The sequence below is a fragment of the Siccibacter colletis genome, assembly GCF_025914095.1.
Classification (GTDB): domain Bacteria; phylum Pseudomonadota; class Gammaproteobacteria; order Enterobacterales; family Enterobacteriaceae; genus Siccibacter; species Siccibacter colletis.
This window is the reverse complement of the sequence record NZ_CP074352.1, coordinates 2902103-2925634: the sequence shown is the minus strand read 5'-3', so window position 1 is coordinate 2925634 and position 23532 is coordinate 2902103. Positions and strand designations below refer to the sequence as shown.

General features: G+C 55.6%; 24 protein-coding genes. 14 read left to right on the top strand and 10 right to left on the bottom strand.

The genetic code is table 11. The features are described 5' to 3' along the window. The first annotated feature begins 273 nt into the window (after nucleotides 1–273). Genes KFZ77_RS14105 through KFZ77_RS14095 form a run of 3 tightly spaced genes read left to right on the top strand, consistent with a single transcriptional unit; the run spans nucleotide 274 to nucleotide 1788 of the window. Complete coding sequence (locus KFZ77_RS14105) at nucleotides 274–789, top strand: DUF2778 domain-containing protein (protein ID WP_264384549.1); 516 nt, start codon at nucleotides 274–276, stop codon at nucleotides 787–789. Continuing rightward, nucleotides 770–1300 (top strand): hypothetical protein, encoded by a 531-nt coding sequence (locus KFZ77_RS14100; protein WP_264384548.1) that lies wholly within the window; start codon nucleotides 770–772, stop codon nucleotides 1298–1300. Before KFZ77_RS14105 ends, KFZ77_RS14100 begins: the two co-directional genes overlap by 20 nt. 2 nt (nucleotides 1301–1302) lie before the next feature. Further along, complete coding sequence (locus KFZ77_RS14095) at nucleotides 1303–1788, top strand: Hcp family type VI secretion system effector (RefSeq protein WP_264384547.1); 486 nt, start codon at nucleotides 1303–1305, stop codon at nucleotides 1786–1788. Nucleotides 1789–1845: 57 nt separating this feature from the next. Here KFZ77_RS14095 and tkt read toward each other — a convergent pair whose 3' ends face one another. Both tkt and tal read right to left on the bottom strand, forming a co-directional pair. Continuing rightward, nucleotides 1846–3840, bottom strand: coding sequence for a transketolase (gene tkt, locus KFZ77_RS14090; RefSeq protein ID WP_264384546.1), 1995 nt, complete (start codon nucleotides 3838–3840; stop codon nucleotides 1846–1848). Between the two features lie 20 nt (nucleotides 3841–3860). Further along, complete coding sequence (tal, locus tag KFZ77_RS14085) at nucleotides 3861–4811, bottom strand: transaldolase (RefSeq protein WP_031520410.1); 951 nt, start codon at nucleotides 4809–4811, stop codon at nucleotides 3861–3863. Nucleotides 4812–5103: 292 nt separating this feature from the next. Between tal and maeB the strand changes: the two genes are divergently transcribed. Further along, complete coding sequence (gene maeB / locus KFZ77_RS14080; RefSeq protein ID WP_264384545.1) at nucleotides 5104–7383, top strand: NADP-dependent oxaloacetate-decarboxylating malate dehydrogenase; 2280 nt, start codon at nucleotides 5104–5106, stop codon at nucleotides 7381–7383. Between the two features lie 468 nt (nucleotides 7384–7851). Continuing rightward, nucleotides 7852–8484: a LuxR C-terminal-related transcriptional regulator gene (locus KFZ77_RS14075; protein ID WP_031520414.1), complete on the top strand. Its 633-nt coding sequence runs from the start codon at nucleotides 7852–7854 to the stop codon at nucleotides 8482–8484. Between the two features lie 41 nt (nucleotides 8485–8525). On the opposite strand, the gene hemF is transcribed toward KFZ77_RS14075, so the two are convergent. After that, the gene (gene hemF, locus KFZ77_RS14070) at nucleotides 8526–9425 is read right to left on the bottom strand and encodes an oxygen-dependent coproporphyrinogen oxidase (RefSeq protein WP_264384544.1); all 900 of its coding nucleotides are present in this window, start codon (nucleotides 9423–9425) and stop codon (nucleotides 8526–8528) included. Nucleotides 9426–9428: 3 nt separating this feature from the next. Further along, nucleotides 9429–10304, bottom strand: a complete 876-nt coding sequence (gene amiA / locus KFZ77_RS14065; RefSeq protein ID WP_031520418.1) for an N-acetylmuramoyl-L-alanine amidase AmiA — start codon at nucleotides 10302–10304, stop codon at nucleotides 9429–9431. Nucleotides 10305–10516: 212 nt separating this feature from the next. On the opposite strand from amiA, the gene KFZ77_RS14060 reads away from it, so the two are divergent. Next, the gene (locus KFZ77_RS14060) at nucleotides 10517–10942 is read left to right on the top strand and encodes a GNAT family acetyltransferase (RefSeq protein WP_031520420.1); all 426 of its coding nucleotides are present in this window, start codon (nucleotides 10517–10519) and stop codon (nucleotides 10940–10942) included. Between the two features lie 47 nt (nucleotides 10943–10989). On the opposite strand, the gene KFZ77_RS14055 is transcribed toward KFZ77_RS14060, so the two are convergent. Next, a complete protein-coding gene (locus KFZ77_RS14055) occupies nucleotides 10990–11382 on the bottom strand; it encodes a YgiW/YdeI family stress tolerance OB fold protein (RefSeq protein ID WP_031520422.1) in 393 nt (130 codons plus the stop codon). Nucleotides 11383–11478: 96 nt separating this feature from the next. Between KFZ77_RS14055 and KFZ77_RS14050 the strand changes: the two genes are divergently transcribed. From KFZ77_RS14050 to cysM, 8 genes are all read left to right on the top strand, one after another. After that, complete coding sequence (locus KFZ77_RS14050; protein WP_264384543.1) at nucleotides 11479–11916, top strand: DUF2919 domain-containing protein; 438 nt, start codon at nucleotides 11479–11481, stop codon at nucleotides 11914–11916. Nucleotides 11917–11979: 63 nt separating this feature from the next. After that, the gene (locus tag KFZ77_RS14045) at nucleotides 11980–12552 is read left to right on the top strand and encodes an RpoE-regulated lipoprotein (RefSeq protein ID WP_031520427.1); all 573 of its coding nucleotides are present in this window, start codon (nucleotides 11980–11982) and stop codon (nucleotides 12550–12552) included. A 92-nt stretch (nucleotides 12553–12644) separates the two neighbouring features. Continuing rightward, nucleotides 12645–13544: a Dyp-type peroxidase gene (locus KFZ77_RS14040; RefSeq protein ID WP_264384542.1), complete on the top strand. Its 900-nt coding sequence runs from the start codon at nucleotides 12645–12647 to the stop codon at nucleotides 13542–13544. 163 nt (nucleotides 13545–13707) lie between these two features. Continuing rightward, complete coding sequence (locus tag KFZ77_RS14035; RefSeq protein WP_031520431.1) at nucleotides 13708–14724, top strand: sulfate ABC transporter substrate-binding protein; 1017 nt, start codon at nucleotides 13708–13710, stop codon at nucleotides 14722–14724. Next, entirely contained in the window at nucleotides 14724–15557 is an 834-nt protein-coding gene (gene cysT / locus KFZ77_RS14030; protein ID WP_031520433.1) for a sulfate/thiosulfate ABC transporter permease CysT, read from the top strand. The genes KFZ77_RS14035 and cysT overlap by 1 nt, the downstream gene beginning before the upstream one ends. Next, nucleotides 15557–16429, top strand: coding sequence for a sulfate/thiosulfate ABC transporter permease CysW (cysW, locus tag KFZ77_RS14025; protein ID WP_031520435.1), 873 nt, complete (start codon nucleotides 15557–15559; stop codon nucleotides 16427–16429). The genes cysT and cysW overlap by 1 nt, the downstream gene beginning before the upstream one ends. Continuing rightward, nucleotides 16419–17513, top strand: coding sequence for a sulfate/thiosulfate ABC transporter ATP-binding protein CysA (gene cysA / locus KFZ77_RS14020; protein WP_031520437.1), 1095 nt, complete (start codon nucleotides 16419–16421; stop codon nucleotides 17511–17513). Before cysW ends, cysA begins: the two co-directional genes overlap by 11 nt. A 67-nt stretch (nucleotides 17514–17580) precedes the next feature. After that, nucleotides 17581–18492, top strand: coding sequence for a cysteine synthase CysM (gene cysM, locus KFZ77_RS14015; protein WP_264384541.1), 912 nt, complete (start codon nucleotides 17581–17583; stop codon nucleotides 18490–18492). A 60-nt stretch (nucleotides 18493–18552) separates the two neighbouring features. On the opposite strand, the gene crr is transcribed toward cysM, so the two are convergent. From crr to cysZ, 5 genes are all read right to left on the bottom strand, one after another. After that, nucleotides 18553–19056, bottom strand: coding sequence for a PTS glucose transporter subunit IIA (gene crr, locus KFZ77_RS14010; protein WP_031520441.1), 504 nt, complete (start codon nucleotides 19054–19056; stop codon nucleotides 18553–18555). A 45-nt stretch (nucleotides 19057–19101) separates the two neighbouring features. Continuing rightward, a complete protein-coding gene (ptsI, locus tag KFZ77_RS14005; protein WP_264384540.1) occupies nucleotides 19102–20829 on the bottom strand; it encodes a phosphoenolpyruvate-protein phosphotransferase PtsI in 1728 nt (575 codons plus the stop codon). Between the two features lie 42 nt (nucleotides 20830–20871). Next, a complete protein-coding gene (gene ptsH / locus KFZ77_RS14000) occupies nucleotides 20872–21129 on the bottom strand; it encodes a phosphocarrier protein Hpr (protein ID WP_000487600.1) in 258 nt (85 codons plus the stop codon). A 385-nt stretch (nucleotides 21130–21514) separates the two neighbouring features. Continuing rightward, nucleotides 21515–22486 carry a cysteine synthase A gene (gene cysK / locus KFZ77_RS13995; RefSeq protein ID WP_264384539.1) on the bottom strand — a complete coding sequence of 324 codons (972 nt, stop codon included), beginning with the start codon at nucleotides 22484–22486 and terminating at the stop codon, nucleotides 21515–21517. A gap of 149 nt (nucleotides 22487–22635) precedes the next feature. Continuing rightward, nucleotides 22636–23397 carry a sulfate transporter CysZ gene (cysZ, locus tag KFZ77_RS13990; protein WP_264384538.1) on the bottom strand — a complete coding sequence of 254 codons (762 nt, stop codon included), beginning with the start codon at nucleotides 23395–23397 and terminating at the stop codon, nucleotides 22636–22638. Between the last annotated feature and the right edge of the window lie 135 nt (nucleotides 23398–23532).

The following is a 23532-nucleotide window of genomic DNA, read 5'->3' as shown; positions in this document are numbered from 1 at the left end:
GCGCAAGCTTACCCACCCTACCAGATTGGCCCGCTTAACTGATAAATATTATCCTGCCCTATCGGTTTTTATATATTTGCAGAGTGCTTTTGCCTCACGAATACGATCATACTAATGAGAATTCCGGGTGTTATGTATTAATGAAGTACGTAAGAAGCCAGCAAAAGTGCTCTGAATTATAACCGCGTCGTATTCCGAAATAAATATCTTTGAGTAGCCTCGGCAATATTAGCGGCAGTACTATGGCTGCTTATTATTAATGAGGATAAGGTAATGGCGCTAAACGGTAACTTTGTTATTAATGACGCTGACTATTCTCCTTTAACTATTTATGGCGTTGGAACCTTTCTGGCATTTTCGGGTAATGGGGCATATCGCAACCGTGGCGGATGCGTTTCACGACCTCAGGCCGGTCCTGTAGCCCCTGGCCGATACTGGGTGGTGGATCGACCATCAGGTGGTATCAAATCAAAATTTCGCGCTGGCGTTGCAGATCTGGTAAACAGCGCAGTTAATGGCGCCACCTTTAAACATAGCGACTGGTTTGCACTTTATCGTGATGACTGGAATATTGATGATGAAGTATGGGTAGAACATGTCAAACGTGGTCACTTTCGCTTGCATCCGGGCGTTCTGTCAGAGGGGTGTATAACATTACCGCACGAATCTGATTTCGCATGCATACGTAACGCCCTGTTAAGAACTAAAAAAATCGCTGTTCACTGCATGAAAAACCTGATGGCTTTCGGAATGATTGAGGTAGTGGCTTATGGCAAAAAATGCCCTTAAGTTATGCCTTAAATTATTCATATTTTTTGGAGTTATGTTCCTGGTTGGTAAAACCATACCTTATGACGGCATCGTTAAAGCCCTGCTTACTAAATACCTGACTTATAACGGCGCAGATACAGTTGCAACACTCATGACTGGCGAAAAGGATCCAGACGCCTGGTATTCAGTTTGCGAAGATGTTTTAATATTAACTCATATATTAATAACTATCCCATTCTACAGTGTGATAATTCTTATTTATGAGTGCTATCTGAATCGATTCACAGTTTTTGAGTCCGTAGCACATTATTTTATGTCTACATTCAGGCGATGCGTCAAGATAATCGCTTTGCTTATTATCTTTATCGTGCAATTGCGCGTGATACCATATCAGTTATTCGTTGAGCACATCCCGGGAAAATTACAGTTTTTATTGATGCTGGTTTTAAATGTTGCTGTCATCATTGCGCTTTATTGGTTTCTCTTATGTGTTGTCAGTAAACTCCACCCCGCTAAAAAGGAGATATAGCGATGCCAGTTCCCGCCTACCTGTGGCTTAAAGATGATGGTGGTGCAGATATCAAAGGCTCGGTTGATGTGAAAGACCGGGAAGGAAGTATCGAAATTATCGGATTTAGTCATGGCCTTAATCTGCCGGTTGATAGCGTTAACGGAAAGATAACCGGAACGCGCTCGCATTCCGCGATGCTAATCGAGAAAGAGTTTGATAGCGCCAGTCCTTACCTGTACAAAGCGGTAGCAAAAGGCCAGACGCTGAAAAGCGCCGAAATACGCTGGTACAGAATCAACTATGCTGGACAGGAAGAGTGCTATTTCGTGATGACGATGACCGGCGTAAAAATTACCGGCGTCAATCCGGGTATGCCAAATGTGAAGCTGGCGGGGAATACGCAGATCAACCATATGGAATCTCTGTCGCTGATGTACGAGAAAATTACCTGGCGCTATGTTGATGGCAATGTGGAATACACCGATGACTGGAATGTCAGAACGTAAGTCGACAAAAAAAGGCCCATGCCTGCGCATGAGCCTTTGTTGATTGACGGTATGGGGTTATTTGCCCAGCACCTTCTTCGTTTTCTCGACGACGTTTTCTACGGTAAAGCCGAAGTACGGGAACAGCTTCTCGGCCGGAGCGGATTCGCCGTAGCCGATCATGCCGACGATGGCCCCTTTCAGACCGACATACTTGTACCAGTAGTCCGCGATGCCCGCCTCGATGGCCACGCGTGCAGCGATGTCGGACGGCAGTACCGATTCGCGGTATGCCTCGTCCTGAGCATCAAACACGTCGGTAGACGGCAGCGAAACGACGCGGATGTTATGTCCCTGCGCGCTCAGTTGCTCAGCGGCCAGCATGGCAATTTCCACTTCCGAGCCGGTAGCAATCAGGATCGCGTCCGGCGTGCCGTCGCTGTCCTTCAGGATGTAACCGCCGCGCGCAATAGCATCAACCTGCTCCGGCGTACGCTCCATCTGCGCCAGGTTCTGGCGCGACAGGATCAGCGCCGTCGGGCCGTTGTGGCGCTGAATGGCTGCTTTCCATGCCACCGCGGTTTCAACCTGGTCACACGGGCGCCAGGTGCTGAAGTTTGGCGTCAGGCGCAGGCTGGCGAGCTGTTCCACCGCCTGGTGGGTCGGGCCATCTTCGCCGAGGCCGATAGAGTCATGGGTATACACCATGATCTGACGCGCTTTCATCAGCGCTGCCATACGCGCGGCGTTACGGGCGTACTCGACAAACATCAGGAAGGTTGCGGTATAGGGCACAAAGCCGCCGTGATGGGCAATACCGTTGGCAATCGCCGTCATGCCGAACTCACGCACCCCATAGTGGATGTAGTTCCCCGCCGGATCTTCCTTCAGCGAGGTCGAGCCGGACCAGATGGTGAGGTTACTCGGTGCCAGGTCGGCAGAGCCGCCCAGAAACTCCGGCAGTACCGGGCCGTATTCGTTGAGCGCGTTCTGTGAGGCTTTACGCGAGGCGATTTTCGCCGGCTCGGCCTGCAGCTTGTTGATGTAGTCGCGGGTCAGCTGCTCCCAGTTCTCCGGCAGCCCGCCGCCCATACGGCGGCTGAATTCGCGTGCCAGTTCCGGGTGGGCTTGCTCGTAGGCAGCAAATTTCTCATTCCAGGCTGCTTCCTGTTGCTGGCCACGCTCACGCGCATCCCAGGCCTGATAGATCTCTTTCGGGATCTCAAACGGCGCATAGTTCCAGCCCAGCTGTTTGCGGGTCAGCGCCACCTCTTCATCACCCAGCGCGGCACCGTGCGCCTCTTCCTTACCGGCTTTGTTCGGCGAACCGAAACCAATCACCGTGCGACAGATAATCAGCGATGGTTTGTCGGTGACGCTTTGAGCTTCCTGAATGGCTCGCTTCAGCGCTTCCGGGTCATGGCCGTCAATCTCATGCACGACGTGCCAGTTATAGGCTTCGAAACGCTTCGCCGTGTCATCAGTGAACCAGCCTTCGGTTTCACCATCGATGGAGATACCGTTGTGGTCATAGAAGCCAATCAGCTTACCGAGACCCAGCGTACCCGCCAGGGAGCAGACTTCATGGGAGATGCCTTCCATCAGACAGCCGTCGCCCATGAACACGTAAGTGTGGTGATCGACGATCTCATGACCCGGCTGGTTGAACTGCGCCGCGAGGGTTTTCTCGGCAATCGCCAGACCGACCGCATTTGCCAGCCCCTGGCCCAGCGGCCCGGTGGTGGTTTCCACGCCCGGCGTGTAGCCGATCTCCGGGTGGCCCGGAGTTTTTGAGTGCAGCTGGCGGAAGTTTTTCAGCTCTTCAATCGGCAGATCGTAGCCGCTCAGGTGCAACAGGCTGTAGAGCAGCATGGAAGCGTGACCGTTTGACAGAATAAAACGGTCGCGATCGTACCAGGTCGGGTTGGTCGGGTTGTGCTTCAGAAAATCATTCCACAGCACTTCGGCAATGTCGGCCATGCCCATAGGGGCACCGGGATGGCCCGATTTGGCTTTTTGTACCGCGTCCATACTGAGGGCGCGGACCGCGTTAGCAAGCGCTTGACGAGACATGTTTCTCTCCATGACAAAAGTTAAAGTTTGGCGGCCAGCAGATCTTCGAGTTTGCGCTGGTCAACAGCGAACTGGCGTATGCCATCAGCCAGTTTCTCAACCGCCATCGGATCCTGGTTGTGCTCCCAGCGGAATTCCGCTTCGGTCAGCGGGGCAGGGCGGTGGAAAGTCTGACGCGGCGGGACCAGCTTGCGCACCACCTCGCCCTCTTTAGCCTGCAGCTCTTTCAGCAGATCCGGGGAGATCGTCAGACGGTCACAGCCCGCCAGCGCCAGGATCTGCTCGGTGCGGCGGAAGCTGGCACCCATCACGATGGTGTCGTAGCGGTGCTGCTTGAAGTAGTCATAGATATTGCGTACCGATTTCACGCCCGGATCTTCGTCCACGACATACGGGTCCATCGGTTTGCGTGCCTGATACCAGTCGTAGATGCGGCCAACGAACGGGGAGATCAGGTAGACGCCGGCTTCGGCGCAGGCGCGGGCCTGCGCGAAGGAGAACAGCAGCGTCAGGTTGCATTTGATGCCCTCTTTCTCCAGCTCCTCGGCGGCGCGAATGCCTTCCCAGGTGGAGGCGAGCTTGATCAGGATGCGCGATTTATCAATGCCCAGTTCTTGATAGAGCTCCACGATGTGGCGCGCTTTGGCGATGCTCTTCTCTTTGTCGTAAGAAAGGCGCGCATCCACTTCGGTAGACACGCGGCCAGGGATGCTTTTCAGAATTTCCGCACCCACCAGCACCGCCAGTTTGTCGCTGGCATGCGCGACCTGCTTCTCCTGGGTGCTGCCCTTGCTCTTGCCGTAGCTAATGGCATCCTCAATCAGATGCCCGAAGTGCGGCAGGCCCGCAGCCTTCAGCAGCAGAGAGGGGTTGGTGGTCGCATCTTCCGGCTGGTAGCTGCGAATCGATTCAATATCACCGCTGTCGGCGACGACCGTGGTGAACTGTTTAACGCCGTCTAACTGATTCATCGTTAATACTCCTTGTAAAGCAAATGCTTGTGGGTGCGTTTCCTGTCACGCGCCCGGGAAATTTATGAGCTGCATAACAAAAAAGCATAGCAGACAGGCATGGCATTGCTTTAAAGACCTGGTAACATACAGCACCTGAATTGCTAACATTACCCGGTGGGAATGGTAAGAGTTTGGCTGCCTTCAAAGTTTACCGGCGGCGCAGACGGCATACTGAGCGGCACTTCAGGTGTGCCAGTGACTTCACCATGACGCTCCACTTATCAGAACGAGACGAAAAAGGATCCAAAAAATGGACGATCAGTTAAAGCAAAGTGCCCTCGACTTTCATGAATTCCCGATCCCCGGCAAAATCCAGGTCTCCCCGACAAAACCGCTGGCAACCCAGCGCGATCTGGCGCTGGCGTACTCCCCGGGCGTAGCCGCCCCCTGCCTCGAAATCGCAGCCGATCCGCTGGCGGCGCATAAATATACTGCGCGCGGCAACCTGGTGGCGGTGGTCTCCAACGGCACCGCGGTACTTGGCCTCGGCAATATCGGTGCGCTGGCCGGTAAGCCGGTGATGGAAGGGAAAGGCGTACTGTTCAAGAAGTTTGCCGGCGTTGATGTGTTCGACATCGAAGTAGACGAACTGAACCCGGACAAATTTATTGATGTGGTCGCGGCGCTGGAGCCGACCTTCGGCGGCATCAACCTCGAAGATATCAAAGCGCCCGAGTGCTTCTACATCGAGAAGAAGCTGCGCGAACGCATGAACATTCCGGTGTTTCACGACGATCAGCACGGAACCGCGATTATCAGCACTGCCGCCATCCTGAATGGTCTGCGCGTGGTGGAGAAAAATATCTCTGACGTGCGCCTGGTAGTCTCCGGCGCGGGTGCTGCCGCGATCGCCTGTATGAACCTGCTGGTGGCGCTGGGTATGCAGAAGCACAATATCGTGGTCTGCGACTCTAAAGGCGTTATTTTCAAAGGCCGCGACGAGAAGATGGACGAGACCAAAGCGGCCTACGCCATCGACGACAACGGCAAGCGCACGCTGGATGACGTGATTGACGGGGCGGATATCTTCCTCGGCTGCTCCGGTCCGAAAGTGCTGACGCCTGAGATGGTGAAGAAGATGGGCACCGCGCCGCTGATCCTCGCGCTGGCCAACCCGGAGCCGGAGATCCTACCGCCGCTGGCGAAAGAGGTGCGTCCGGACGCCATCATCTGCACCGGGCGTTCTGATTACCCGAACCAGGTGAACAACGTGCTCTGCTTCCCGTTCATCTTCCGTGGTGCGCTGGACGTGGGCGCGACGGCCATCAATGAAGAGATGAAGCTGGCAGCGGTGCACGCGATTGCCGAGCTGGCGCTGGCTGAGCAGAGTGAAGTGGTGGCGTCCGCCTATGACGATCAGGAGCTGAGCTTCGGCCCGGATTACCTGATCCCGAAACCCTTTGACCCGCGTCTGATCGTGAAAATCGCCCCGGCGGTTGCCAAAGCGGCAATGGATTCCGGCGTGGCGACGCGTCCGATTCAGGATTTCGAAGCCTACAAAGACAAGCTCACCGAGTTCGTCTACAAAACTAACCTGTTCATGAAGCCAATCTTCTCCCAGGCGCGTAAAGATCCGAAACGCGTGGTGCTGGCGGAAGGGGAAGATAACCGCGTGCTGCATGCCACTCAGGAGCTGGTGTCACTCGGGCTGGCGAAACCGATCCTGATTGGTCGTCCGAGCGTCATCGAAATGCGCATCCAGAAACTCGGCCTGCAGATCAAGCCGGGCGTGGACTTCGAGATCGTAAATAACGAATCCGATCCGCGCTTCAAAGAGTACTGGAACGAGTACTACAACATCATGAAACGCCGCGGTGTAACGCAGGAGCAGGCGCAGCGTGCAGTGATCGGCAACACCACCGTTATCGGCGCCATCATGGTGCACCGTGGCGAAGCGGATGCGCTGATCTGCGGCACCATTGGTGACTACCATGAACATTTTGGCGTGCTGGAGCCGCTGTTCGGCTACCGTGACGGCGTGAAAACCGCCGGGGCGATGAACGCGCTGCTGCTGCCGGGCGGCAACACCTTCATTGCCGATACCTACGTCAATGAAGATCCGACCCCGGAACAGCTGGCAGAGATTGCGATTATGGCCTCCGAAACCGTGCGTCGCTTCGGTATTGAGCCGCGCGTAGCGCTGCTGTCGCACTCTAACTACGGCTCGTCCAGTTCGCCGTCCGCCCTCAAGATGCGCGAAACCCTGCGTCTGGTGCGTGAGATTGCCCCGGACCTGATGATTGACGGTGAAATGCACGGCGACGCTGCGCTGATGGAGAGCATCCGTAACGAGCGTATGCCGGACAGCCCGCTGAAAGGGTCCGCTAACATCCTCATTATGCCGAACATGGAAGCCGCGCGTATCAGCTACAACCTGCTGCGCGTTTCCAGCTCCGAAGGTGTGACCGTTGGACCGGTATTGATGGGCGTTGCGAAACCGGTACACGTGCTGACGCCAATCGCCTCGGTGCGCCGTATCGTTAACATGGTGGCGCTGGCGGTGGTAGAAGCTCAGACCAACCCGCTGTAATCGCAGGCGCTGCATCAGCAGCGTTTTGCCGACGGGAGAGACGTTGAGAGACGCTCTCCCGTTTTTTATTTTATTCCGGAAATCGGCGTTTATTATTTAATAAAAATATGCTTTCCAATTCTTAATTTATCGCGTGAATATTTAAGGGCTGGTCGTTAATTGTTATTTTATATGTTCTATTAGTTCAGTCGGGCGGAAATAATATTTAGCATCCTGGGGCTCGACCCGGCAGAAATAACGCGCTATCTTCTCAGGGCTGTGATGCCATGCTTCAGCTGGCGTCAGCGCTATATCCTGTATGACAAAGCCTGCTGGCTCTCTGTTTCGCTAATACCGCTGGTATATTAATCTCATGAATAATGTGCGTGCGTGCATCAGGTAAATTCTCGCTGCGAACGCTCAGCTTTTAAGGCTGTTTGAGTGAAACGCAGTTATTGCAGCTATCAATAACTACGGAAGGTACGCGTAATGATCAATGTAATTATTCAGGACGTGGATAATTTTTTTAAACGCGGTCTCATTGAGGCGCTTCATCAGGCTTTCGAAGCGAAGTATCAGCGTTCATTGACCTTCTATGAAGAGATGACCGAAGAGACTATTGGCTATATGGATATTATTATCCTTGAGGTGCGCCCGGGCGATAACGTGCAGTGCTACCCGCTGCTGCAATACCGCAAAAAACGCAGCGTTATTGTCGGTTTCTATGAGGGCGACGCGCCGCTGCTTCAGCCGCGTGCGCCGCTGTGCCTGAAGAACATGGTCTATCTCAATAAGCGCAGCCCGATGACGAAAATACGCAACGATGTGCTGTTTGCCTGGAATGAGCACATTACCGGAAACTGTGAATGGGTGATGCCCAACTGTAAAACCTGTAGTCACGTTATGCTGTCGCGCCAGCAGCAAAAAATTGCCCATTTCACTATTAAGGGTTTTAATAACCGGCAGATCGCCGGGCTGATGAATATCAACGCTAAAACCGTCAGCGCCCATAAGCACTGCATTATGGAAAAATTTAATATCGATAATAATGCGGAGCTGGTGCAGTTTTTACGCCGCCGCATCGCTGTACGTCCGGATGATAATCTGGAAGGAACCTGTTAATCGTTACGTTAAATATCAGGGCCTCGTGAGCCCTGATAACCTTATATCCACGCTTTAACTTTCAGAAATTCGCTCAGCGCCGCTTCGGGGCTGTTATCTTCCGGTTGATAATTATATTCCCAGCGCACCAGCGGCGGCATCGACATTAAAATTGACTCGGTGCGTCCGCCGGTTTGCAGGCCAAACAGCGTGCCGCGATCCCAGACCAGATTAAACTCCACATAGCGGCCACGGCGATAAAGCTGGAATGCGCGCTCGCGTTCACCCCAGGGCATCGCTTTGCGGCGCTCAACCACCGGCAGGTAAGCCGCGGTAAAGCCGTTACCCACCGCCTGCATAAAGTTAAAGCAGTGCTCAAAGTCGGGAGCGTTGAGATCGTCGAAGAACAGGCCGCCGATCCCGCGCTGCTCGTCGCGATGTTTAAGATAAAAGTAGTCATCACACCACTTTTTGTAGCGCGGATAGACATCTTCCCCGAATGGCAGGCAGAGGTCGCGCGCGGTACGGTGCCAGTGCACCGCATCCTCTTCAAAACCGTAGAAGGGGGTCATATCGAATCCGCCGCCAAACCACCAGACCGGATCGGCACCCGGCTTTTCAGCAATGAAAAAGCGCACGTTGGCGTGGCTGGTCGGGATGTACGGATTACGCGGATGGATCACCAGCGACACGCCCATCGCCTCAAAGCTGCGACCGGCCAGCTCAGGACGGTGCGCGGTAGCGGAGGCGGGCATCGCGTCGCCGTAGACGTGCGAAAAATTGACGCCTGCCTGTTCAAAGATCGCGCCGTCGCGCAGTACCCGGCTGCGTCCGCCGCCGCCAGCTTCGCGCTGCCACGCGTCTTCGGTGAATGCCGAACCATCGACAGCGCTGAGCTGCCGACAGATGTCGTCCTGTAACGCAAGCAGGAAGGATTTAACGCGTTGGCTGTCAGGCTTCATAAATTAGCTACGTTTTGCATGGGCTTTCTGGTTATCAAACCAGTTGAAATAACTTACTACGCCGTCGGCAATGGCGCGGGCAATCTTCTGTCGAAAAGCCGTGGTACCGAGCAGGCGCTCCTCTTCCGGGTTGGTAATGAAGGAGGTTTCCACCAGCACCGAAGGAATGGATGGCGATTTTAGCACGACAAACGCAGCCTGTTCGGTTGCTTTACTGTGCAGGCGGTGCACCGGCTTAATCTGACGCAGAATGTGCGAGCCGAGCGTCAGGCTGTTTTTAATGGTATCGGTCTGCACCAGGTCGAACAGCACCTGCTGCAGTAAATGATCTTTATCCTTCGCCGCCTTACCGGCCAGCTCATCGGCGGCGTTCTCGCGCTCAGAAAGATACTTCGCCATCGCGCTACTCGCACCGCGGTTAGAGAGGGCGAATACCGATGCGCCTGCCGCCGACGGGTTGGTGAAGCCGTCAGCGTGAATCGACATGAACAGGTCGGCACCGTGCTGATGGGCAATTTCCACGCGGTCGTAGAGGGGAATAAAGTGGTCGCCGCTGCGGGTCAGCTTTGCTTCAATGCCGTGGCTGCGCAGCAGGGCGCGCACGTTTTTAGCAATCGCCAGCACCACGTGCTTTTCCTTCGACCCGTTATGGCCGATGGCACCGGTATCAATGCCGCCGTGGCCCGGGTCGAGCATCACAATGCGTTTTGCGCCCGGTTTTTTGGCTTTCGGTTTACTGTGCCCGGTGCTGGTATTCAGCGCCTTACTCTCTTCCCGGGCCAGGGCTTTGCTCATACCGGACAGCGTAAGCGCCGCAAGGCCCGTCAGCAGCAGCTGGCGGCGTGAGGTGGTTATTTTCAGGGATTTAATCGTGCTCATGCGGCCTGAGTTGCAAAATGGATGGTCAGTAAATGGAATATCGTATCGTAGCAGCGGAACGACAGCCTTGAAGCAGAAAAGTTTTAGTTTTCGTTTCAGGGCATTAATCGGCACGCTGAGGACATTCTTCAGTGTTGCTCAGGGATAATATTGGTTATTACCGCGCTTCGGTCCATAATCGGGGTTTAGCGATTAAAAAAGTGGGGATTACCATGGAGATACGCGTTTTTCGCCAGGAAGATTCAGAAGAAGTTATCACCCTGTGGGAGCGGTGCGATCTGTTGCGTCCATGGAACGATCCGGAGCTGGACATTGAACGCAAGCTCAACCACGACGTCAGTCTGTTTCTGGTCGCGGAAGTGGGCGGCGAGATCGTCGGGACCGTAATGGGCGGCTATGACGGCCACCGCGGCTCGGCCTACTACCTGGGCGTACACCCTGAATTTCGCGGGCGTGGCATTGCCAATGCGCTGCTGAGCCGGCTGGAGAAAAAACTTATCGCCCGCGGCTGCCCGAAGATCAACATCCAGGTGCGCGAGGACAACGATATCGTGATTGGCCTGTATGAGCGGCTGGGTTACGAGCAGGAAGACGTGCTGGTGTTGGGGAAACGCGTGATTGAGGATGACGAATACTAAGCGCGGGTATGAGCATCAGGCCCGCCGGGTGGCGGGCCGGTACGCTATCAGGATTTTGTGACTTTCTTCACGTCAATCTCAACGGAGTTCCAGTCTTTATCCACTTCGCCTTCGAGGCGCACTTTATCATTCGGACCGACGGAGAGCCCCTGCCAGACGTGATCGTCGATATCGACATTGACGTTACCGCTGGCATCGCGGAATTCATACAGCTCTTTACCCATTTTACGGACGATATTCCCTTCCAGCACCACCCAGGCGTCGTCGCGCAGGTTTTTCGCTTCGGCGACCGTCGTGCTGGCCGCGTCCGGACCGACAAAGCCGCCCTGTTTCTGGCTGGTGGTGCTGTCCGGGCCATTGAAGCCGCCCTTCTGAGCGATTGCCGGAGCGGCGACCAGACCACTTGCCGCGATTAACAGTGCGATTGTTGCTTTTTTCATTTCCATCTCCTTTGGTTGAGGGCGAAAGACTATCTTCGCGCCGGGACTACAGCGATAATTTTGGCCCTGATTCAGAAATAGCCCAAGAGTCTATACATGTTTTTACCATCGGATTACGACAGCTTCGGGCGGCTGAAACTGCCGCTGCTGTTCTGGGGCGTGCTGATATTGCAGGCCCGCACCTGGGTGCTGTTCGTTATCGCCGGGGCCTCACGCGAGCAGGGCAGTGCGCTGCTGACGCTGTTTTACCCGAATCGCGATACCTTCTGGCCCGGCCTGCTGGTTGGTCTGCCGGCGGCAGTCGCGTTTATGCTGAGCGGCAGACGACAGCAATGGCCTGTGATGTGGCGGGCATGGCGCAGCGTGCTGGTGGCAACCCAGCTTCTGCTGCTACTCTGGCAGGTGCTGCTGTGGTGGCAGGGCGAAGTGGTCACCGGCATCACGCTGGCGCTGCTGATTACCGACGTTTACGCCCTGTGGTGGATGCTGACCAGCCGTCGTCTGCGCGGCTGTTTCCAGCCGGAAAACGACTAACGGCACTTTTTGCGCCGCTGGCACTCAAAGGTGCGTGTCTGGAATTGTTAAAAGGAAGAAGTGATGAAAAAGCTGCGTGTATTGCTGTGCGGATCGGCGCTGCTGCTGTCCGGGTGTTCGACGCTGTCAAATGTCCCCTGGTCTGCCGCGAACCCGTGGAACTGGTTTGGCTCCTCGCTGGAGGTCACCGAAGAGGGCGTTGGCGATCTGACGGCGGCGACACCGCTGGAAGAGGGCGCAATCACCGATGCGCTCGGCGATGATTACCGGGTACGCAGCGGTATGAAGACGGAAAACGGCAATATCGTGCGCTATTTCGAAGCGCTGAAAGACGATCGTCTCGCGCTGGTGGTGAATGGCGATGCCACGGTGCGCCGCGTTGAGGTGCTGGATAAAGACATCACCACCGACAGCGACGTCAGTATCGGCACGCCGTTTACTGACCTCTATGACAAAGCCTATGGCAACTGCCAGAGCGCCAACACCCTGGAGAGCAAAGGCGTAAGCTGTAAAGCCCCGGGCAGCGAGCATATTCACTATCTGTTCAGCGGCGCATGGAGCGGCCCGGACGGCCTGATGCCGCCGGATGACGTGCTCAAACGCTGGAGCGTGGAGCGTATTATCTGGCAGCGCTAAGCATGCGCCAGCGCAACGGCAAAGGGTGAAACCAGGGTAGAATGGCGCGATTAATGCCACATGGTGTGGCATCTGTTCTTCAGGAGAAAAACGTGTCTCAGGTTCAGAGCGGCATTTTGCCCGAACATTGTCGCGCCGCTATCTGGCTGGAAGCGAACGCCAGCGATGATATCGCGGCCATTCGCGCTGGCTGCCGGGTGTTTGCGGATAAGCTGGCGACTTTCCAGCTGCAGTTTCCCGATGCGCATCTCGGGGCGGTGATTGCCTTTGGTCACGATCTGTGGCGCACCCTCAGCGAAGGTGAAGGCGCGCAGGAGCTGAAAAACTTTGCCCCGCTGGGTAAAGGCCTGGCACCGGCAACCCAGCGTGATGTGATGATTCACGTGATGTCGCTACGCCATGACGTGAATTTTTCGGTTGCCCAGGCTGCGCTTGCCGCCTTTGGCGAGGCGCTGACATTAGAAGAAGAAACCCACGGCTTCCGCTGGGTGGAAGATCGCGACCTGAGCGGCTTCGTTGATGGCACCGAAAACCCGCAGGGCGACGAGCTGCGTCGTGAGGTGGCGGTGATCCAGGACGGCATCGATGCCGGAGGCAGCTACGTGCTGGTCCAGCGCTGGGAACATAACCTGCGCCAGCTCAACCGCATCAGCGTCGAAGATCAGGAGATGATCATCGGCCGCACCAAAGTGGCTAATGAAGAGATTGACGGCGATGCACGCCCGGTAACATCGCACCTCACCCGCGTCGATCTCAAGGAGAACGGCAAAGGGCTGAAGATTGTGCGTCAGAGCCTGCCGTGGGGCACCGCCAGCGGTAAAAATGGCCTTTATTTCTGCGCCTACAGCGCTCGCCTGTATAACATTGAGCAACAGCTGCTGAGCATGTTTGGCGATACCGACGGCAAGCGTGACGCCATGCTGCGCTTCACCCGTCCCGTGACCGGTGGCTACTACTTCGCCCCGTCGCTGGAGCGCCTGTTCGCGCTCTGATCCTTCGCCCTCTTCGCGCACCGGAGAGGGCTGTTTCACGCCTGAATGCTTATTCCCTTTTACGCTTGCAAATCACCAAACGGTATATAAAAGCGTTATAGCTTTGCCACCGGTTATAAATACACTGAACCCTCATTCGTCGTCACACGGGTAAGGGTGAAACATGGCCGGTAAGTCAGTGAAAAAAGGGTGCTTTGCGGTAGCGGTCTCGTTGCTACTGGCAGGCCATGCGCAGGCAACAGAACTGCTGAACAGCTCCTATGATGTATCGCGCGAGCTGTTTGCTGCACTTAATCCTCCCTTTGAGCAGCAGTGGGCCGCCGAAAACGCTGGCGATAAACTGACGATAAAACAGTCCCATGCCGGCTCTTCAAAGCAGGCACTGGCCATTCTGCAGGGCTTAAAAGCAGACGTTGTAACTTATAACCAAGTGACCGACGTCCAGATCCTGCACGACCGCGGCAAGCTGCTCGCTGCCGACTGGCAGGCGCGGCTCCCAAACAACAGCTCGCCGTTCTACTCCACCATGGCGTTTCTGGTGCGCAAAGGTAATCCGAAGAACATTCACGACTGGAACGATCTGGTCCGCAGCGATGTAAAACTCATCTTCCCGAACCCCAAAACCTCCGGTAACGCTCGTTACACTTATCTGGCGGCGTGGGGTGCTGCGGATAAAGCCGACGGCGGCGATGCAGCAAAAACCAGAGCGTACATGACGCAATTCCTGAAGAACGTCGAAGTGTTTGATACCGGCGGTCGTGGGGCGACGACCACTTTCGTTGAGCGTGGCCTCGGCGACGTGCTGATCAGCTTTGAATCGGAAGTGAATAACATCCGCAAGCAGTATGAAGCGCAGGGCTTTGAAGTGGTGGTGCCAAAGGTGAATATCCTCGCGGAATTCCCGGTGGCGTGGGTGGATAAAAACGTGAAGGCCAACGGTACCGGGAAAGTGGCGAAGGCCTATCTCAACTACCTCTACAGCCCGCAGGCCCAGACCATCATCACTGACTACTACTACCGCGTGAACAACCCGCAGGTGATGGACAAGCTGAAGGACAAATTCCCGCAGACTGAGCTGTTCCGCGTGGAAGACACCTTCGGGGGCTGGCCACAAGCCATGAAAACGCATTTCGCCAGCGGCGGCGAGTTCGACACGCTGTTGAGTCAGGGGCGTAAGTAATGTTTGCAGTGGCTTCCAGACGCGTGCTGCCCGGCTTTACCCTGAGCCTGGGAACCAGCCTGCTGTTCGTCTGCCTGATTTTACTTTTACCCCTCAGCGCGCTGGTGATGCAGCTGGCGCAGATGAGCTGGGAACAGTACTGGGACGTGATCACCAATCCGCAGGTGGTGGCTGCCTATAAGGTAACGCTGCTCTCAGCCGCCGTGGCATCGGTGTTTAACGGCGTGTTCGGCCTGCTGATGGCGTGGATCCTGACGCGCTATCGCTTTCCGGGCCGCACGCTGCTGGATGCGCTGATGGACCTGCCGTTTGCGCTGCCCACCGCCGTGGCGGGCCTGACGCTGGCCTCGCTGTTCTCGGTAAACGGTTTTTACGGCGAATGGCTGGCGCAGTTTGGTATCAAGGTCACCTACACCTGGCTCGGTATTGCCGTGGCGATGGCGTTCACCAGCATCCCGTTCGTGGTGCGTACCGTACAGCCGGTGCTCGAAGAGCTGGGGCCGGAATATGAGGAAGCGGCGGAAACCCTCGGCGCGACGCGCTGGCAGAGTTTCCGCAAAGTGGTGCTGCCGGAACTCTCTCCGGCGCTGATGGCGGGCGTAGCGCTGTCGTTTACCCGTAGCCTCGGCGAGTTCGGGGCGGTAATTTTCATCGCCGGGAACATCGCCTGGAAAACTGAAGTCACCTCGCTGATGATTTTCGTGCGTCTGCAGGAGTTCGATTATCCCGCCGCCAGCGCGATAGCTTCGGTGATCCTTGCCGCATCGCTGCTGCTTCTTTTCGCGATTAACACGCTGCAAAGCCGCTTTGGCCGCCGGGTAGTGGGGCACTGATGACAACGATTTCGCAAACAGGACAGCGCCGCGTGCGCATTAACTGGGGTAAATGGTTTTTGATCGGCACCGGGATGCTGGTCTCGATCTTCATTCTCGTTGTACCGATGGTGTACATCTTCTCGAAGGCCTTTTCTGAGGGGCTGATGCCCGTTCTGAATAACCTGGCCGACCCGGATATGCTGCACGCTATCTGGCTGACAGTGCTGATCGCGCTGATCACCGTGCCGGTTAATCTGGTGTTCGGTACGCTGCTTGCCTGGCTGGTGACGCGCTTCACCTTCCCTGGCCGCCAGCTGCTGCTGACCCTGCTGGATATTCCATTTGCCGTCTCGCCGGTGGTAGCGGGGCTGGTTTATCTGCTGTTCTATGGTTCCAACGGCCCGCTGGGCGGCTGGCTCGACGAACACGATCTGCAAATTATGTTCGCCTGGCCGGGGATGGTGCTGGTGACCATCTTCGTGACCTGCCCGTTTGTGGTGCGTGAACTGGTGCCGGTGATGCTGAGCCAGGGCAGTAATGAAGATGAAGCGGCGATTTTGCTCGGCGCGTCAGGCTGGCAGATGTTCCGCCGCGTCACGCTGCCGAACATTCGTTGGGCGCTGCTCTACGGCGTGGTGCTGACCAATGCCCGCGCCATCGGCGAATTCGGCGCGGTGTCGGTGGTATCCGGCTCGATTCGCGGTGAGACGCTGTCGCTGCCATTGCAGATTGAACTGCTGGAGCAGGACTACAACACCGTCGGCGCCTTTACTGCTGCAGCGCTGCTGACGCTGATGGCGATCCTGACCCTGTTTTTAAAGAGTGTGGTGCAGTGGCGCCTGAATAATCAGGAAAAACGCCAGCATCAGGAGGAAAATCATGAGCATTGAGATTGACGCAATTAACAAATCCTTCGGGCGCACGCAGGTGCTGAACGATATCTCTCTGGATATTCCTTCTGGCCAGATGGTGGCGCTGCTGGGGCCGTCCGGCTCCGGAAAAACCACGCTGCTGCGCATCATTGCCGGGCTTGAGCATCAGACCAGCGGTAATATCCGTTTTCACGGCACCGACGTGAGTCGTCTGCACGCCCGCGATCGAAAAGTGGGTTTCGTGTTCCAGCACTACGCGCTGTTCCGGCATATGACGGTGTTTGAAAACATCGCCTTTGGCCTGTCGGTACTGCCGCGTCGCGAGCGACCGAACGCCGCCGCCATCAAGCAGAAGGTCACCCGACTGCTGGAGATGGTGCAGCTGGCGCATTTAGCTGAACGCTATCCGGCACAGCTCTCCGGCGGGCAGAAGCAGCGCGTCGCCCTGGCGCGTGCGCTGGCGGTGGAGCCGCAAATCCTGCTGCTGGATGAGCCATTTGGTGCACTGGACGCCCAGGTGCGTAAAGAGCTGCGCCGCTGGCTGCGCGAGCTGCATGCTGAACTGAAATTCACCAGTGTGTTCGTCACCCACGATCAGGAAGAGGCGATGGAAGTGGCCGACCGCGTGGTGGTGATGAGCCAGGGGAACATCGAGCAGGCGGATGCCCCGGAGCAGGTGTGGCGCGAGCCCTCGACCCGCTTCGTGTTGGAGTTCCTCGGCGAGGTGAACCGTCTGAAAGGCACGATTCGCGGCGGCCAGTTCCAGGTCGGCGCGCATCGCTGGTCGCTCGGCTATACGCCATCCTACCAGGGGCCGGTGGATCTGTTCCTGCGCCCGTGGGAAGTGGATATCAGCCGCCGTACCAGTCTTGATTCTCCACTGCCGGTGCAGGTGCTGGAGGTCAGCCCGAAAGGGCACTATCTGCAGCTGGTGGTGCAGCCGCTGGGCTGGTATGACGAGCCGCTGTCGGTGGTGTTTCAGGATGAGCATGTTCCGCAGCGTGGCGAACGGCTCTTTGTGGGCCTGGAGCAGGCGCGCCTCTACCACGGCGACCAGCGCATCGAACGTAGCGAACGCCTTGCCCTGGCGCAGTCCGCCTGATAGCTTAACGAAAACGATGTGGAAGCGGCCTCGTGGCCGCTTTTTTTATGCTTCCGGACAGACAAACGTGAACACACTAGAACAGACCATCGGTAACACGCCGCTGGTAAAACTGCAGCGCATGGGGCCGGATAACGGCAGTGAAATCTGGGTAAAGCTGGAGGGGAATAACCCCGCCGGGTCGGTGAAGGACCGGGCGGCGCTCTCGATGATCCAGCGCGCCGAAGCGCGCGGCGAAATTTCGCCCGGCGACGTGCTGATTGAGGCGACCAGCGGCAACACCGGTATCGCCCTGGCGATGATTGCCGCCATCAAGGGCTACCGCATGAAACTGCTGATGCCGGACAACATGAGCCAGGAGCGCCGCGCCGCAATGCGCGCCTATGGCGCAGAGCTGATTCTGGTATCGAAAGAGCAGGGGATGGAGGGCGCGCGCGAGCTGGCGCAGGCGATGGCCGAGCGCGGCGACGGCAAGGTGCTCGATCAGTTTAACAATCCGGATAACCCTTACGCCCACTACGCTACCACCGGGCCGGAAATCTGGCAGCAGACCAGCGGGCGCATTACCCATTTCGTTTCCAGCATGGGCACCACCGGCACCATCACCGGCGTGGCGCGTTTTATGCGCGAGCAGAGTAAGCCTGTCACCATCGTCGGCCTGCAGCCCCAGGAGGGGAGCAGCATTCCGGGGATCCGCCGCTGGCCTGCCGCCTGGATGCCCGGCATCTATAACGCCGATCTGGTGGATATGGTGCTGGATATTCATCAGCGTGATGCGGAAGTGACAATGCGCGAGCTGGCGGTGCGGGAGGGTATTTTCTGCGGGGTGAGTTCCGGTGGGGCCGTGGCGGGCGCACTGCGCGTCGCCAATGACAACCCCGGCGCGGTAGTGGTGGCCATCATCTGCGATCGCGGTGACCGCTATCTTTCTACCGGCGTCTTTGGCGAAGAGAGCTACAGCCAGGGGGCCGGGATTTAAGCCCGTTGCGGCAATAAAAAATGGCGCCCTCGGGCGCCATTTTTGTTCGCAGTATCGAACTTATTTCTTGATGCGGATAACCGGTGTTTCGCCAACGGTTACGCTACCAGTGAGTTTGATCAGCTCTTTGATTTCGTCCATGTTGGAGATAACAACCGGCGTCAGCGTGGATTTCGCTTTCTCTTCCAGCAGGGCCAGGTTGAATTCGATAACCGGATCGCCTTTCTTCACGCGCTGACCTTCTTCAGCGATACGCGTGAAGCCTTCGCCTTTCAGTTCAACGGTGTCGATACCGAAGTGGACAAACAGCTCAATGCCGCTGTCAGATTCGATAGAGAACGCATGGTTGGTTTCGAAAATCTTACCGATGGTACCGTCAACCGGTGCGACCATTTTGTTACCGGTCGGTTTGATAGCGATGCCATCACCAACGATTTTTTCAGCGAACACGACATCCGGTACGTCTTCGATATTAACGATTTCACCAGATAGTGGAGCAACGATCTCAATGGTTCCGGTGTCGCTATTGCCTTTGTCACCGAACAGTTTACTAAATAACCCCATTAGCCTTCTCTCCTAAGCAGTAATTTGGGCCGCGCATCTCGTGGATTAGCAGATTGTTTTTTCTTCAATGAACTTGTTAACCAGCGTCATTAACTCGTCCGTTGTCGGTTGAGCAAGAGCCTGCTCTGCTAAAACCTTCGCATCTTCGAAGTTCGTGTTACGAATAATCTTCTTGATACGCGGGATAGAAATGGCGCTCATACTGAACTCATCCAGACCCATCCCCAGCAACAGAAGTGTAGCACGTTCATCGCCTGCAAGCTCACCGCACATTCCGGTCCACTTGCCTTCTGCATGAGATGCATCAATCACTTGCTTAATAAGATTCAGTACGGACGGTGACATCGGCTGGTAAAGATGGGAAATCATATCATTACCGCGGTCAACTGCCAGCGTATACTGTGTTAAATCGTTGGTACCAATACTAAAGAAATCAACCTCTTTGGCGAGATGACGCGCAATGGTCGCTGCCGCCGGGGTTTCAACCATCACGCCGATTTCAATAGTTTCGTCGAAGGCTTTACCTTCGTCGCGCAGTTCCTGCTTGAAGATGTCGATCTCTTTCTTCAGCGCGCGCACTTCTTCCACCGAGATAATCATCGGGAACATGATGCGCAGCTTGCCGAAGGCGGAAGCACGCAGGATGGCACGCAGCTGATCGCGCAGGATCTCTTTGCGATCCATCGCGATACGAATCGCGCGCCAGCCGAGGAACGGGTTCTCTTCTTTCGGGAAGTTCATGTACGGCAGCTCTTTATCGCCGCCAATGTCCATGGTACGCACGATCACAGCCTGAGAGCCACAGGCTTCAGCCACGGCTTTATAGGCCTGGAACTGCTCTTCTTCAGTCGGCAGCGCGTCGCGGTCCATGAACAGGAATTCGGTGCGGTACAGGCCAACACCTTCAGCGCCGTTGCGCTCTGCACCGGCGACATCGCGCACGGTACCAATGTTGGCGCAGACTTCAACCTGGTGGCCGTCAAGGGTAATGGCCGGCAGATCTTTCAGCTTCGCCAGTTCGGCTTTCTCTTCAGCGACCTGCGCCTGCGTAGCGCGCAGGTCGTCAATCACCTCGTTGGTCGGGTTAACGTAAACCTTGTTGTTAACCGCATCGAGGATCAGGTAATCGTCGTTTTTAACCTGGGTGGTCACGCTACCGGTGCCCACAATGGCCGGCAGCTCAAGCGAGCGCGCCATGATGGAGGTGTGCGAGGTGCGACCGCCGATGTCCGTGATGAAACCCAGCACCTTGTTCAGGTTGAGCTGTGCGGTTTCAGACGGCGTCAGGTCAACGGCCACCAGGATTACTTCGTCCTGAATAGCGCTGAGGTCAATAATGGCGAGGCCGAGGATATTGCGCAGCAGGCGCTTACCGATGTCGCGCACGTCAGCCGCACGCTCTTTCAGGTATTCATCGTCCAGCTCTTCCAGGGCGTGAGCCTGACCTTCGATAACCTCATGAGCTGCCGCGTCGGCAGTCATCAGCTTATCTTTAATCAGGGCTATGATTTCCTGCTCCAGCTCTTCATCTTCAAGCAGCATGATATGCCCTTCGAAGATGGCTTCTTTTTCTTCACCGAAGGTTTCGCCGGCTTTCGTTTTGATCGCTTCTAACTGAGCGGATGCCTTGGCACGACCGCTCAGGAAACGTTCAACTTCCTGAGAAACCTTGTCGGCAGAAATTTTTTTCCGGTCGATGACAATCTCATCTTCTTTAAGCAGAAGCGCTTTGCCAAATGCAATACCCGGAGATGCTAAAATGCCTGAAATCATAACCCTACCTTACTTGTGACTGATCGTTAAAAGAACGCGAACTTACTCGAGTTCAGCCATCAGTTTTACCAGATGTTCAACCGCTTTCTGCTCGTCTTCGCCTTCAGCAGAAATGGTAACAACGGTACCCTGAGTCAGACCCAGAGTTTGCAGTTTGAACAGGCTTTTCGCGCTGGCGCTTTTGCCGTTGGAGGTCACAGTGATCTCAGAGGTGAAGCCTTTAGCTTCTTTAACAAACTGAGCAGCAGGGCGGGTATGCAGACCGTTCGGAGCGGTAATAGTAACTTCTTGCTGGAACATTGTATTTCCCCAACTTATTGGTTTAGTGTTGTGGAACTAAAGTCTAGCCTGGCGGTTCAACTTTAGCCTGTATTGTTAGCGCCGACGTAACAGAACGCGACACAAGATGCATGAAGAAACAACCAAAACACGCAGGGCAGGACGCCATGCGGTACGCGTTTCGCTCGTCACTAATATTATGCCGCGAAGCAGAAGAGGGACCAAACCCTTAAATCGATTCAGCAGTGGCTTTTACGGTAACGATTAATTTCACGCATCAAAATAATTGCTGGTTAAATACCAGACCCGACGGGGTGAAGCAATGCTGAGCGCAACAAAAGTTTGATGTACGCCACAAAAAAGCACCCGAATGGGTGCTTTTTTCGCCGCATTTAACAACCTGGCATCACTGTTGCAGTTCTTTCTCGGTAAACAGATCGGCAAACAGCGCAGTACTGAGATAGCGCTCGCCGGAAGAGGGCAGGATCACCACGATATTTTTATTCGCGAATGACTCATTTTCCTGCAGTTTCAGCGCGGCAGCTACCGCTGCGCCGGAGGAAATCCCGGCCAGAATACCTTCATCTTCCATCAGGCGACGGGCAGTAGAGATAGCCTCTTCATTAGTGATGGCCACCACTTTATCAACCAGCTTAAGATCCAGGTTGCCCGGAATGAAACCGGCACCGATACCCTGAATTTTGTGCGGACCCGGTTTGATCTCTTCTCCGGCGATCGCCTGTGCAATAACCGGAGAATCGGTCGGTTCTACCGCCACGGTGATGAGATCGGTTTTACCTTTGGTATTTTTGATATAGCGGCTGACGCCGGTCAGGGTACCGCCGGTTCCCACGCCCGCGATAAAGACATCAACCTGGCCGTCGGTATCTTCCCAGATTTCAGGCCCGGTGGTTTTTTCGTGAATTTCCGGGTTCGCCGGGTTGCTGAACTGCTGCAGCAGCAGATATTTGGTCGGGTCGCTGGCAACGATCTCTTCCGCCTTCTGAATAGCGCCCTTCATGCCTTTTGCGCCTTCGGTCAGCACCAGATTCGCGCCCAGCGCCTTCAGCAGCTTGCGGCGTTCAGTACTCATGGTTTCCGGCATGGTCAGCGTCAGCTTGTAACCACGCGCCGCGGCAACATACGCCAGCGCGATACCGGTGTTGCCGCTGGTCGGTTCAACCAGTTCGACGCCAGGCTTCAGAACACCTCGTTTTTCAGCGTCCCAAATCATATTGGCACCGATACGGCACTTGACGCTGAAGCTTGGGTTGCGGGATTCAACTTTCGCCAGGATGCGTCCGTTGCCAATGCGGTTCAGTCGTACTAACGGCGTATGACCAATAGTCAACGAGTTGTCTTCAAAAATCTTACTCATGGCCCGTCCTTAACTGGTTGAAATTTGGGAACTGCCTCAGCATACCTGCTCAGGCTTTATGCGGAAGTAAGTAAATCGCATATTATATGCTGTAGCGAAATAATGATGATCAGTATGGAATAAGCGCTGACATATGCCACCTTTGCGGGTTATTTCCACTGAGCATGCTTCATGCGATACGCATCCACCCACATCGCGGTGGCGCCGCACACGGCAACCGGCATGATAAACAGATTCAGGAAAGGAATCAGCGTAAACAGGCTAACTACGGTGCCGAACTGCATATTGAGCGTTTTACGCGCGCGCAGCGCCTGGCGCATGTCGCGGAACGGGACTTTATGGTTGTCGAACGGGTAGTCGCAGTACTGGATCGCCAGCATCCAGGCGCTGAAAAGGAACCACAGCACCGGCGCGACGGTCTGACCAATCCCCGGTATGAAGTACAGCACCAGCAGCACGGCGGCACGCGGCAGATACCACGCCAGCTTCTGCCACTCGCGTTTCATAATGCGCGGGATATCTTTAGCAATGCCCAGCACTCCGGTATCAGGCGGCGTCGCCCCGGTCAGCCGTGCTTCCAGCTGCTCCGCCAGCAGGCCGTTGAACGGTGCGGCGATCCAGTTGGCAATAGTAGAAAAGAAATAGCCGAACACCAGCACGATACTTATTACCGCCAGCGGCCAGAGCAGGTAGCTGAGCCACTGAAGCCAGTCGGGTACGTGAGTCATCAATGCGGGGATCCAGGCGTCAAGCCTGGTAAACAGCCACCAGAAGGCGCCGCCCATCAGCAGAATATTCAGGACCAGCGGAACGATAACGAAGCGGCGAATGCCCGGTAGCGTCACGAGTTTCCAGCCCTGAGCGAAATAATGAAAACCGCTGCGCGGCACGTTTGCTGTGTTTGAAACCATGTCAGAAGACTACTCCTTTATCACTGCCGGATTGTTGCGCGGCTATATTAACCAGGTCGTTTCAGATAACGACTTCGGAAATGGTCGAAAAATCAGCGAAAAGCACGATTTATCGTATCTTTATGGAATGAAAAC